This window comes from Butyricimonas sp. RTP31003st1_G1_RTP31003_210430 (genome assembly GCF_040920905.1).
In the GTDB taxonomy this organism is placed as follows: Bacteria; Bacteroidota; Bacteroidia; order Bacteroidales; family Marinifilaceae; genus Butyricimonas; species Butyricimonas paravirosa.
On sequence record NZ_JBCOSQ010000016.1, the window covers coordinates 28,279 to 41,254 of the forward strand.

The following is a 12,976-nucleotide window of genomic DNA, read 5'->3' on the forward strand; positions in this document are numbered from 1 at the left end:
ACATTACCAGTCCTCATATCACTCTCCCTTTCCATGTTGTTCCAAAAAGAAACGTTTTTGCTGTTCTATCTCCCTGCTTAACTCTTCTTCTGTCGGCATATATGCCATATATTTAGCGGCAAAAAGCTGCTCGCTACCGTTGAGGACAGAATATTTTGCCATTACCTTGTCGGTTTCAGTGCAGAGCAGTATGCCTATTGTCGGGTTATCATTCTTTATATACTCCAATGGATCACTGGCTTCAATATCGGGAGATGGTAATGTCAATCCTTCTCTTGCACAAGCCATACGGCGACCATAGTATTGTGTACCGATATTGCGATTGAGTGTCCTCACACTCCACATCTGTTCTGAGGCTTCTTTTACATACCACTCTCTGGCCTTTGGGTCTGCAACCTGTATAATCGAGCGGAAATGCGACCATGTCAAATTGTGAACACACGTGTTCACAATCTCCAAGTTATCGAAACACGAATAGAATTGACGAAAGTAATCCAGATTTCGCTTGTTGAACGTGTTGCCGTATTTAGGCATCAGTTGCTCTGCCAATGTTTTAATCAACCGGGTGCCATATTGTGCACGGGCCTTCCCATGCTGTTCTTCCTCCACTATCCGCCGTCCGATGTGCCAATAGGTGAGTACCGCAATTTGATTGACTGCTGCGTATGCCCGCCCCCGACCTTGTTCTATGATGCCTCGAATATCATCAAAGAGTTTATCGGTTGCTATATCATGATGTTGCAACTTATTCTTTTCCATACCCTAATACTTTGAAAGCGTTTACGAGTTCCGTTTCGTTTGTATCCCATCTTTTCTTCAGCACATCAAATTTATAACTCATTTCAGAAAGAGCAGATTTATAGTCTATTTCCGTATCGCGGTCAATAAACTCAATATATCTGGAAGGTACGAGGGAATATCCCTTTTTTTGAATTTCGTCGTGATGCGCAGCATAGTATAATTCTGGCTCGGCATACTCGGCAAAATTCTCGGTTTGCCAATTGAAATATATTTGACTTACTCTGTTGATTTCCGTTTCTGACAGACGGACATATTTCTTTTCGTATATATTATTGTTCCAAGTTCGCAAGTCGATAAACAAGACCTCTCCGGTACGGTTACGAAGCTGCCTGCCATGCCAAGGGCCACCTTTCTTGTTATTGTTCAAAATCCAAAGGGAGACGGATATATCGGTAGAATAGAACATGTTTCGCGGCAAAACGATAATAGCTTCTATTTTGTCGCTTTCGATTAGCTGTTTGCGTATTTCCCGCGTATCGCTATCATCCAAAGCTCCGTTGGCAAGCAGGAATCCGGCTATTCCACGACTGACATTCAGTTTGTTTAGGATATGAAGAATCCATGCGTAGTTGGCATTGCTGGCAGGAGGAACCCCATAGCCTTGCCACCGAGGATCAGTCTCAAAACCTCCATATTCGGCGTATTTCTTCAAATTGAACGGCGGGTTTGCCATGATGTAATCAAACTTGAGTTCCTTATGCTGATCATCGGAGAACGTGGACACGGCTCTATCGCCCAAATGGTAAGAGATGCCTCGGATAGCCAGATTCATCTTTGCAAGGCGATAGGTTGCCGGTTCTGATTCCTGCCCATACACATTGACAGCTTTCGTGTTTCCACCATGAGCCTCGATGAACTTTGCCGCTTGAACAAACATACCTCCCGAACCACAGCAAGGATCATAGACCGTTCCATCAAAAGGTTCAATAAGAGAGGCGATAAGTTCCACGATAGAATGTGGCGTATAAAATTCTCCTTCCTCTTTGTCTGCGTTGATGGAAAAGGCCTGTAAGAAATACTCGTATACACGTCCTATGAGGTCGTGGTCATTAAATTTTTGTAGGTCTATCTTGTTTATTTCATCCACTACACTTTTCAAAACTCCCGGTTCAAGGGCTGTTTTCGTGAAAATTTGCTGCGGGAGGGCATTTTTCAGCTTGGGTTCGTTGTCATCCAAAGTTTTTATAGCCGTATCGAAAGCAATAGCCATACTGGTAGGCGAAGTAAGAATCAGTTCGTCCCAAAATGTTTCGTCTGTCAGGAAAAACACTCCATCCTGCATATACTGGTTAGGGCGCGAAAGTTGCAACTCGATGAAATCTGTATCATTAATACCCTGCACTTCCACTATTTCATGCCTGATTTTCTCCTTTTGCTGTTTGAATCGTTCTCCTATGAATTTCAGGAATACAAGAGTCAACAGCAAGTCACGCTTATCTGTCATTGCTGCACGCCCACGCAGACTATTACGACAGCTGAAAAGTATCGATTCAAGGTTTTCTTCCTTTACCGGTTTATTTTGTTTCTTAGCCATTTTACTTTTTTATCAATTCTGCATTTAACTTAAAAGCATTTACATCAATCTTATATAATTTGATTGCTCCCATAAGTTTATTGTTCCGTTCTCAATAAGTCATCCACAGTTACTCCCAAAATTTTGGATATTTGAATTAGCGTCTCCACATTGGGTTGTGTTGTATTGGTAACCCATTTGGAGATTATAGCAGGATCTTTATCCAATTGTTCCGAGAGCCACTTATTGCTCTTGTTTTTCTCTGCGAGAACGACTTTGATTCGGTTCAGTAATTTACGCTCCATATTCATGTGTCTATTCAACATAAATACGAAGGTACAAATTATTTAGGAATATATTTGATTAAACAGGTTATATATTGCGGGAAAACACAAAAAAGTGACTAAAACATCAATTGTATTGTTAGCAATATGGTAACGAAAATATTAGGTATATTCAGTAAATACCTAAATTGTCTATCATCGTTTCGACTTTCGATTCCGGGATTCGCAGAATCTCAGGAGTAATTCGGCGTAGGGGTCAATGGTGCCCTGCTTGTGAATGGCATAGAGCGTGCGGGAGATTTCGAGGTCGTCGATGTCGATGATTTTTAGCAGGCCACAGGACAATTCGTCTTGGATGGAAAACACGGAGACCAAGGCGTAGCAATCGGAGTGTTTGAGGTATTGTTTGATTCCCTCGGTACTTCCGATAACGATCTGTTGGTTTAGCTCGTTGATAGACATCCCGGCTGCGGATAGCTGGCGCTGGATAATATTATATGTTCCGGAGCCTTCTTCCCGAACGACGAATTTTAACGTCTTCAATTGTTCTTTCGTGATCGATTCCGGGGAATCATTTTTGGCCGAGGTAACCAGGACGATTTCATCTTTTAAAAAAGGGATGTAGTGAATGTCCGTTTGCGAGGGTACACCTTCAATGAAGGCGAGTTGGATGTTTTTATCCAGCAATTCCTGCTCGATCTGGTAGGTGTTACCACTGATCAGGTTTATTTCGATATAGGGATGAGTTTCCCGGAAACGGGCCAAGTATTCGGGTAAAATGTACTGGGATAGCGTGGTACTGGCTCCGATGTGTAAAGTTCCGGAGAACTCTTTTTTCATGTGCTGCAGGTTGAAGGTGATGATGCGTTCCCGTTCAATCAGTTCTTCGCTTTGTTCCAAAAGGTATTTTCCGGCAGGGGTAAGCATCAACCGCCCTTTCTCACGATCAAAAAGAGTGATCCCCAATCCCTTTTCCAGTTCTTTGATACTTTTGGAAATGGCCGGCTGGGAAAGCCGTAATATCTCGGCGGCCTTTGTCGTGTTCAAATGTTTTGCCGTGTGATAAAAGATCGTGAGTTTGTGGTCTAGCATCTTGTTTGCTTTTAATTCTGAACAAAGGTAGAGAAAAATGGTCAATCTATTGCTTTAAAGTACACGTTCCTTTGCATCGTGGTTATTTTGATGTCATTATTGGTAAAAAGATAGTAATAATCATGTAATAATCTGATGTAAGTCTTTGAGGGGAGTTCATTCGCACTTGTAGTTCTATTGACAATGGGCGATGAAAGGGCGATGAAAGGGCGTGAGATGGGAGAGAGGAGATTATTACGGTGGCTTTTGTATGCCTTTATGGAGAACATATAGTGTTAAATGGATAATTTTTTTTTCAAGAAAATATTATTTGTTTTTTGTAAAGAATTTTTGGGTAGGGAAAGAGGGTAATTTGTTGTTTATTAGTATGCTGTAAAGATCGAAAAACGATCGTTTAATGCGCTGCAAATATACATCAATTTTAAATATCACCATCTATTTGTCAATTTTTTTTGGATTCTTGTAATTAGATATTTACACTTTTAGGTTATCAATTTAACAGATCTGTTTTGTTAATATCATTAAACGATCGTTTTTTAATTCAAATGAATCGTTCGTGCAGACAGCTTTCATGCATTGTTGCTGTGTAAAGTGAAGTGCGTGGAACACATGGCCGTAAATCAGGACCCGTGACAGGGTTAGTGCGCGAAGCGCGTCCGGGCGGTTCGTGTGTCCGGGGATTACAGAGACAGAGAAAATCATCGTTCGCTAGAAAATAGGGAAAGAATAAAAATAATGGTTGCGTGTAACAAGTTAAACTGGTATGCTGCTTATACCCGTGTAAATCAGGAATTATTGATCAAAAGAAAGCTGGATGAACTGGGGATCGAGAATTTTTTGCCCCAGGAAGAACAGGTGCGAGAAACACCCGTTGGACGTAAAAAGATCCGGGTACTTTTGATTCATGGGTTAATATTTATCCGGACGGATAAGGCAACAAGTTTTTCCTTGATAAATGATCATTCGTTGAATATTGTTTATTTGAAAGATATTGAGGGACGCCATTCGCTGATCGTTCCGGATAAACAAATGCAGGATTTCATGTTTTTGTTGGATTTCTCAACTGGTAGCGTGGAGGTTTTGAACAAAGGAATCAAACGGGGTGATCGGGTAAGAGTTATTAAAGGTCCCTTGCAAGGATTGGAAGGTGAGTTGGTACGTTTGAAAAATCATAAACGTGTAATTATTCGTTTGGATGGGGTAGCCTCTATTGCTACTTCTTATATTCCAAGTTCGTTTCTTGAAAGAATAGAGTGATACAAAAAAATGGAAAAAGGTTTATTTCACGAATTGTATAAACGGTCGTGTGAGTTAGAAATGGGGCGTTGTCCCTCCCCGGCGTTGTCAGGATTCTTGCATGGTTACTTGTCCGTGTACTCGATGGTTCGCGTCTATCCTTGGTTGGAAGAGAGTTTCGGGGAGACGTATGAAATTCATGAACGAGTGCGTGAGATCGCCCGGTTTATAGAGCCTCTGGCTGGAAACAAAAACCTCCCTGCAGATGTTCGGGCCGGTTACGTGGTGGATTTGATGGATGCTTACCAGTTATATTCAGACTTGAATTTCTTAAACACGGCGTTGGATGCGGCTTATGACATACTTACCCCGTGGGGAAGTGACAAAATTGTTTTACCGTGTCGTACTCCGAATATTTGCCGATTGTTATGTAATTGTTACTATTTCACGGGTGAAATGGAGAACGGGGTTTTGGCTGGTAGCCTGATTTCCGAGGCGCTTGGCTCTATTCGTGATTTGGGCCGTCAGGGATTGATGGCATGGTGGGATACATTCTGTTTTTATGAAGATGTTGTCGGGGCAATGGAGTTGCCGGAACCGGAACGGGTACGATTGGCCGAAGAGCGAGTTCGGTTGGCCGTCAGTGTAAAGCAGGAGGAGGAGGAAATGATAGAACGTTTTGTCCTGTCTACTCGTGACGATCTGGAGTTGTTCGGCCGGGTGTTTTGTATCTTGGCTAGGCGGGAGTTTGCAATCCATGACAAATTGTATGGTAAGAAGGAATAATTTAGACGTGATTCACAATATAAATCTCAGATTCCGGGAGATGCAACCCCCGGTTATAGCGTCTCCCTCAACGGTACTTCTAAGCCGGATCAGCTATTAATACCGGAGGGGACGCTCCTTTTTGAAGTTTGGTATAAATGAGATACTCCATTCATTCCATTTGTGATCGTTTGTGCGAGAGAAAAAAGTACGTTAATTCTTGGACGGTTCTTTTCGTGGATATTTTGTTGTCCGTGGGAAGTTCATTCGTGGCTCTTCTTTTTGTAGACAATTTTATTGTCGACTTGTCAAGGAATGCTTACTTGTTCGTTATTGTGGGATCGTTCTTGATCAGTCTGCTCGTGTTTATGGCGTTGGGAGTGAACAAAAATATAATTCGCCATGCCACCATAAAAAGTATCGGGAAGATGGGCGTTGCGATCTTTTTTAAGGAGGTGCTTTTACTAGGATTAGTTTCTCTTGTTGTTTCCCGGATGTTCAATAACCATGCTTTTGCGTGTTTTCTTGTTGATTTTCTGGTAACAACGGTGGTTCTTATCGGGTTCCGGGTGATGCTTGTGCTTGTTTATGATTTGGTAATATCGCTGTATCGTTCAAGTAAAACGAGGGTGTTGGTGTACGGGACGGATGATAAAAGTGTGGCGTTGAAGAAAAGGATGCACACGAGTAAGCATTATCACGTGGTGGGATTCGTGAATCCGGATAAGCGACTTAAGTCTTACTCCATTTCGGAACTGCCGGTTTATTATTTTGAAGACGAGGCTAATTTTGCTTGTTTCGTGAAGAAATACAATATAAATGGTCTGCTATTTCCTTCTCCGGAAACAGCTCAACGGGAGGCTGAAGGGTTGGTATGTTACTGTCAGGCTTATGGAGTGAAAAACTTGGTGGCTCCACCCATAAACGTTTTGGGTGACGGGTTGAAGAAAACTGTTATCCGAGAAATCCGGATCGAGGATTTGCTTGGTAGGGAGGAAATCGAGATAAACACAAAGGAGATTGAGGCGAATTTTGCCGGAAAGGTCGTGATGGTAACGGGGGCAGCCGGAAGTATCGGTAGCGAGTTGTGTCGTCAACTGGCAACTTTTGGTGTAGCTCATTTGGTATTGTTTGATAATGCCGAGACCCCGATGCATGAACTCCGTCTTGAATTGGAACGGAATTTTTCAAGCCTAAAATTTACCCCTTTTATCGGTGATGTCCGGCAGAAAGAGCGTTTGCAAGGAGCTTTTGAGAAATTTCATCCGCAGGTAGTGTTTCATGCTGCGGCCTATAAACACGTTCCGTTGATGGAAGAGAATCCTTGCGAAGCCGTTCGGGTGAACGTGGTTGGTTCGAGACTCGTGGCAGACTTTTGTGTGGAGTACGGGGTGGACATGATGGTGATGATTTCGACGGACAAGGCGGTAAACCCGACTAACGTGATGGGGGCATCGAAACGTTTGGCAGAGATATATGTGCAGAGTTTGGGGCTGGCGATGGAACGAGGAGAGATCAGGGGAAAGACCCGGTTCGTGACCACCCGATTCGGGAATGTGTTGGGAAGTAACGGTAGTGTGATACCGTATTTTCGAAAACAAATAGAACAAGGTGGGCCGGTTACGGTAACCGATCCGAGGATCACTCGTTTTTTCATGACGATTCCGGAGGCATGTCGTCTGGTGATGGATGCGGCGACGATGAGTACAGGAAATCAGATCTTTGTTTTTGACATGGGGGATCCCGTGAAGATTGTGGATTTAGCAGAAAGAATGATTCGATTAGCCGGGTATACGCCAAATGAAGATATTGAGATCAAATTTATCGGTCTGAGGCCGGGAGAGAAACTGTACGAGGAAGTACTAAGTAACGAGGAAAATACGGTACCTACGGGACATGATAAGATTCGGGTGGCTAAGGTTCGGGAGTACAAGCGAGAAGAGGTGTTAGAGACTTATGATAAGTTGGCTGAGTTGGCGTTGGCGGTGAAGGTGGAAGATTCCGTGCGATTGATGAAACAGGTGGTGCCGGAGTTTAAGTCGAAGAATTCGGTGTATGAAAGGTTGGATAAATAAGAAATAACAATAATATAATTAATTAGCGTATTATGTTGAATAATAAGTCTGTGTTAATAACCGGGGGAACGGGATCTTTTGGAAAAAAATTTATTGAAACGATTTTGAGAGATTATCCAAATGTAAAACGAATTGTGATTTATTCGCGTGACGAGTTGAAACAGTTTGAATTGAAACAAAAGTATCCAGAGAATAGTTATCCTCAATTACGTTTTTTTATTGGAGATGTACGTGATGGAGAACGATTGAAACGGGCTTGTGAGGGAATCGACGTGATTATTCATGCGGCCGCAATCAAGCAAGTTGATACAGCGGAGTATAACCCGGAAGAATGTATCAAGACTAATGTTCATGGAGCACAGAATGTGATTAATGCTGCTTTGCAGATGGGTGTAAAACATGTTGTTGCTTTATCAACGGACAAGGCTTGTGCACCGATTAATTTATATGGGGCAACCAAGTTGACATCTGATAAACTATTTGTAGCTGCTAATAATATAAAGGGGAGTAGAGATATCCGATTTTCTGTTGTTCGTTATGGAAACGTAATGGGGTCCAGAGGCTCCGTGATCCCGTTTTTTATTAATAAACGAAATAATGGGGCAAAAGAATTGCCAATTACTGATATGCGGATGACTCGTTTTAATATATCATTAGAAGCGGGAGTTGATTTGGTAATGTATGCTATCGCTCATCATCTGGGGGGAGAGATTTTTATTCCTAAAATTCCGTCTTATCATATCAAGGATGTTGCAACTGCAATTGCACCAACTTTACCGCAAGTAGAGGTCGGCATCCGGCCGGGAGAGAAATTGCATGAAGAGATGATAACAGTAACGGATGCTTTGGATACCATTGATTTGGGTAAGTACTATGTAATTATGCCCTCTGTTTCGTTCAATCATTCGAGAGAAGAATATATAAAACACCATCATGCTGTTTATGTTCCAGATGGATTTCATTATAGTTCAGATAACAATATAGAATGGGAGACTGTGGAGAGTATGCGTGAGAATATTAGAAGGTTTGTTGATCCTAATTTTGAGGTAAGATGATAGATAAAGTGATTCCTTACGGTCGTCAATGTATCACAGATGAGGATATCCGGGCCGTGGTCGAAACTTTGCGATCTGATTATTTGACGCAAGGACCGAAAGTTACGGAATTCGAGTATGCTTTTGCCCGGTACGTGGGGGCTAAATATGCAGTAGCGGTAAATAATGCTACTGCCGGGTTACATTTGGCAGCTTTTTCTTTGGAAGTTAAGCCGGGGGATAAAGTGATCGTGACTCCAATGACATTTGCAGCTAGTGCCAATTGTGTTCGTTATTGTGGAGGAGAGGTTGTGTTTTGTGATATTGATAAGGATACTTATTTGATGGATGTTGTCAAATTACGTCAATTGTTGGTTGAAAATCCTAAAGGTACGTTTAAAGGAATTATTCCGGTCGATTTCGCAGGTTATCCCCAGAATTTAGAAGAGATGAGAGAGATTGCAGATGAATATGGTTTATGGATACTTGAAGACGCTTGTCACGCTCCCGGAGGTTATTTTATGGATGAACGGGGAGAAAAGCAATATTGTGGGAATGGTCAATATGCGAATGTCAGCGTGTTTTCTTTTCATCCGGTAAAACATATTGCCACGGGAGAGGGTGGTATGGTAACGACGAATGATGAGGAATTATATAAAAAATTGTGTTTGTACCGCACGCATGGGATCACGAAAGATCCAACTTCCCTACATGAGAATCATGGAGGATGGTATTACGAGATGCAACAACTGGGATTTAATTATCGGATGACGGATTTTCAAGCAGCTTTGGGAATTTCGCAATTAAAGCGAGCAAACGATGGTTTGATTCGTAGACAAGAGATTGCTCATAGATATTATGAGGCTTTTCAGGCAGTTGAAGGTATTGTTACACCTAAGGTGTTTGGGAATGTGTATCACGCTTTCCATCTTTATATTATTCAAGTTGAGGATCGGTTTGGGTTGTACAATCATCTGCGGAAAAATAACGTATACGCTCAAGTTCATTATGTGCCGGTACATATGCAACCTTATTATCAACAATTGGGATGTAAGAAAAAAGATTGTCCTGTGGCAGAGAAGTACTACGAACATTGTTTGAGTTTACCGATGTTCCCAACATTGACGGAAGAGGAACAAGAATATGTGATTGACCGAGTCCTAGAATTTGTGAGAAAGTAAATCATGAAACAATATTTGGCAGAAGCATATGGATAGCTCAACTAAATTAATTTTGGGTACGGTTCAATTCGGATTGAATTACGGTGTTAATAATCAGTCTGGCCAAGTTTCAAAAGAGTCAGTAGAAACGATTTTGTCATTAGCTAGCAATAAAGGAATTAAAATATTGGATACCTCTAGTGCTTACGGAACAAGTGAAAAGGTTCTTGGTGAAGTATTGAACGAGAATGATATGAAATTTCGTATTATATCTAAATATCCTCGATCTTCTCGCTCTGTAAAGACAATCTTTGAGGAATCTTTATATACCTTGAATCAAAAAAAACTTTATGGTTATTTGATTCATCATTTTGATTTTTTTAGAAAGAAACAAGAGATATGGAGAGATTTTTTGTTATTGAAAGAAGAAGGAAAAGTTACAAAAATAGGTTTTTCACTTTATAATGTAGATGAATTGAAGTTCTTGCTTGATAGAGATATTGCTTTTGATATATTACAATTCCCGTACAATATTTTTGATCGACAGTTTGAGAAATTTTTTCCATTATTAAAAGAAAGAAATGTTGAAACTCATGTTCGATCTGTTTTTCTTCAAGGGTTATTTTTTAAACCATTGAAGAATCTTGAGGGGAAATTACTCCCTCTAAGGAAATATGTTGAAAGTTTACATTCTTATTGTAAAGTTCATTGTCTAAAAATAGAAGAATTGGCTTTAGGGTATGTGTATTCTTCGGAATACACGAATGGGGTTTTAATAGGTGTTGATACTATAGAACAATTGGAGTCAAATATAAAAAATCTCGGTTATAATATTTCACCTAAGGATATTGATTTTGTTCGTTCGATAGAAATAAAGGAAAAGGAGTTATTGTCTCCTGTAAATTGGAAATAAAATGAAAGTATTAGCAATTACTCAGGCTCGGTATGGTTCAACTCGTCTTCCAGCCAAAATATTAAAAACAGTTAATGATCGAACTTTGCTTGAAATACATCTTTTGAGATTACTCCAATCAAAAAATATCACGAAGCTTAAAGTGGCAACAACAACAGAACCTGGTGCAGTATATATAGTTGATATTGCAAAAAAGATGAACATTGATGTTTATCAAGGTTCTATTAATGATGTTCTTGATCGATTTTATCACGCTGCTCTGCCGGAAGATCCTGATTATATAGTGAGAATTACCTCAGATTGCCCTTTGATTGATCCGTTAATTGTAGACAGAGTTATTGAATTAGCGATAAATGGTAATTTTGATTATGTATCTGCAGATACAAAATCATTCCCAGATGGTATGGATGTGGAGGTATTTAAGTTTTCTGCATTGTTAAAAGCATATGATGAGGCCACAATGCAATCAGAAAGAGAACATGTTACGTCATATATATGGAAGAATGGTACGGTAAAAGGAGGGTCTCTTTTTAAATCAGAAAAATTGTATTGCAAAGAAGATTATTCTACTTATAGGATGACTGTTGACACTGCAGAAGATTTTGAATTAGTGAAGAGGCTTATTGAAGCTCTTGGTTATGATAAGAGTTGTGAGGAATATGTTGAATATCTTCAAGTACATCCTGAAATTTTGAAGATAAATTCAATGTATGAGCGTAATGAAGGATATGTGAAATCAATAAATAACGATAAAAAAATAAAGTAATTATATGGGACAAGGACAAGAGCTTTACAAAAAAGCAAAGACATTGATTCCTGGAGGAACGATGTTGTTATCCAAAAGACCGGAGATGTTCTTACCGGAACAATGGCCATCATATTTTAGCAAAGCTAAAGGATGTAAAGTGTGGGATTTGGATGGTAAAGAATATATTGATGTCACGATAATGGGGATTGGAACTAATACTTTAGGGTATGGAAATGATGAGGTTGATGAAGCTGTTATGAAAGTTATTCGTGATGGAAATATGTCTACATTTAATTGTCCGGAGGAAGTACAATTGGCAGAAAGATTACTTTCTTTAGACCCTTGGGCAGATATGGTGCGTTTGGCGAGAACAGGAGGAGAAGCAAATGCAATTGCGATTAGAATAGCTCGAGCCGCAAGTGGAAAAGATAAAGTTGCTGTTTGTGGTTATCATGGTTGGCATGATTGGTATCTTTCTGCGAATATAGCGGATCACAGTAATTTGAATCATTTACATTTGGCAGGACTTGATACAGCCGGGGTCCCGGATGTATTGAAAGGGTACACTATCCCATTTTATTATAATAATTTTGAAGGATTGTTGGATGTTGTTACTAAAAACGATATTGGCGTAATTAAAATGGAAGTACAGCGTAATATGGGACCTGAGAATAATTTTCTTCAAAAGGTTAGAGAACTTTGTGATGAAAGGGGTATCATATTGATTTTTGATGAATGTACAAGTGGTTTTCGGGAGACATTTGGTGGACTTTATAAAAAATATGGGGTGGAACCAGACATGGCGATTTATAGTAAAACCTTAGGTAACGGATATGCAATCTCTGCGATTGTTGGCAAAAAGGAGATAATGCAAGTTGCAGATGGAAAAACATTTATTAGTAGTACATTTTGGACAGAGCGGATTGGACCTGCAGCAGCCTTGGCTACATTGAATGTTATGGAAAGAGAAAAATCTTGGGAAAAAATCACGGAGATTGGAGAAAGTAACAAGAAAAGATGGCAAGAACTTGCGGATAAACACGAAATATCCATTACTCAGTGGGGAATACCTGCTCTTGCCGGATATTCGTTTAATAGTGAAAAAAAGCTTGCTTATAAGACCTATATTACTCAGCAAATGTTAGCTAAGGGTTATTTAGTTGGGAATAGTATGTATACTTGTCTTTGTCATACACCGGAGATACTGGAAGGGTATTTTTATGAATTAGATAAATTATTTGCTGATATTAGAGAGTTTGAAGATGGAAGGGATGTGATGAAGGAATTAAGTGGACCAGTATGTCATTCTGGTTTTAATCGCTTAAATTAATATTTTCTCATGTAATATTCTGAAT

General features: G+C 40.1%; 12 protein-coding genes. 8 read left to right on the plus strand and 4 right to left on the minus strand.

What is annotated here, in order from left to right:
* Positions 1 to 18 precede the first annotated feature (18 nt).
* From AB5542_RS06865 to AB5542_RS06880, 4 genes are all read right to left on the minus strand, one after another.
* Positions 19 to 759, minus strand: a complete 741-nt coding sequence (locus tag AB5542_RS06865) for a PDDEXK nuclease domain-containing protein (protein WP_270544146.1) — start codon at positions 757 to 759, stop codon at positions 19 to 21.
* Positions 746 to 2,335: an N-6 DNA methylase gene (locus tag AB5542_RS06870; protein WP_279038836.1), complete on the minus strand. Its 1,590-nt coding sequence runs from the start codon at positions 2,333 to 2,335 to the stop codon at positions 746 to 748. The genes AB5542_RS06865 and AB5542_RS06870 overlap by 14 nt, the downstream gene beginning before the upstream one ends.
* 77 nt (positions 2,336 to 2,412) lie before the next feature.
* Entirely contained in the window at positions 2,413 to 2,619 is a 207-nt protein-coding gene (locus AB5542_RS06875; protein WP_168044558.1) for a helix-turn-helix transcriptional regulator, read from the minus strand.
* 174 nt (positions 2,620 to 2,793) lie between these two features.
* Entirely contained in the window at positions 2,794 to 3,690 is an 897-nt protein-coding gene (locus tag AB5542_RS06880; protein WP_087422540.1) for a LysR substrate-binding domain-containing protein, read from the minus strand.
* Between the two features lie 735 nt (positions 3,691 to 4,425).
* Between AB5542_RS06880 and AB5542_RS06885 the strand changes: the two genes are divergently transcribed.
* From AB5542_RS06885 to AB5542_RS06920, 8 genes are all read left to right on the plus strand, one after another.
* Entirely contained in the window at positions 4,426 to 4,947 is a 522-nt protein-coding gene (locus tag AB5542_RS06885; RefSeq protein ID WP_027201723.1) for a UpxY family transcription antiterminator, read from the plus strand.
* A gap of 9 nt (positions 4,948 to 4,956) precedes the next feature.
* Positions 4,957 to 5,712 (plus strand): hypothetical protein, encoded by a 756-nt coding sequence (locus AB5542_RS06890; RefSeq protein ID WP_278702117.1) that lies wholly within the window; start codon positions 4,957 to 4,959, stop codon positions 5,710 to 5,712.
* A gap of 137 nt (positions 5,713 to 5,849) precedes the next feature.
* The gene (locus tag AB5542_RS06895) at positions 5,850 to 7,766 is read left to right on the plus strand and encodes a polysaccharide biosynthesis protein (protein WP_279038834.1); all 1,917 of its coding nucleotides are present in this window, start codon (positions 5,850 to 5,852) and stop codon (positions 7,764 to 7,766) included.
* A gap of 32 nt (positions 7,767 to 7,798) precedes the next feature.
* Complete coding sequence (gene pseB, locus AB5542_RS06900; protein ID WP_279038832.1) at positions 7,799 to 8,821, plus strand: UDP-N-acetylglucosamine 4,6-dehydratase (inverting); 1,023 nt, start codon at positions 7,799 to 7,801, stop codon at positions 8,819 to 8,821.
* Complete coding sequence (gene pseC / locus AB5542_RS06905; RefSeq protein WP_279038830.1) at positions 8,818 to 9,981, plus strand: UDP-4-amino-4,6-dideoxy-N-acetyl-beta-L-altrosamine transaminase; 1,164 nt, start codon at positions 8,818 to 8,820, stop codon at positions 9,979 to 9,981. The genes pseB and pseC overlap by 4 nt, the downstream gene beginning before the upstream one ends.
* A 28-nt stretch (positions 9,982 to 10,009) precedes the next feature.
* Positions 10,010 to 10,873, plus strand: coding sequence for an aldo/keto reductase (locus AB5542_RS06910; RefSeq protein ID WP_279038829.1), 864 nt, complete (start codon positions 10,010 to 10,012; stop codon positions 10,871 to 10,873).
* A 1-nt stretch (position 10,874) separates the two neighbouring features.
* A complete protein-coding gene (locus AB5542_RS06915) occupies positions 10,875 to 11,639 on the plus strand; it encodes a glycosyltransferase family protein (protein ID WP_279038828.1) in 765 nt (254 codons plus the stop codon).
* A gap of 4 nt (positions 11,640 to 11,643) precedes the next feature.
* Positions 11,644 to 12,951, plus strand: a complete 1,308-nt coding sequence (locus AB5542_RS06920; RefSeq protein ID WP_279038827.1) for an aminotransferase class III-fold pyridoxal phosphate-dependent enzyme — start codon at positions 11,644 to 11,646, stop codon at positions 12,949 to 12,951.
* The last annotated feature ends 25 nt before the right edge of the window (positions 12,952 to 12,976 follow it).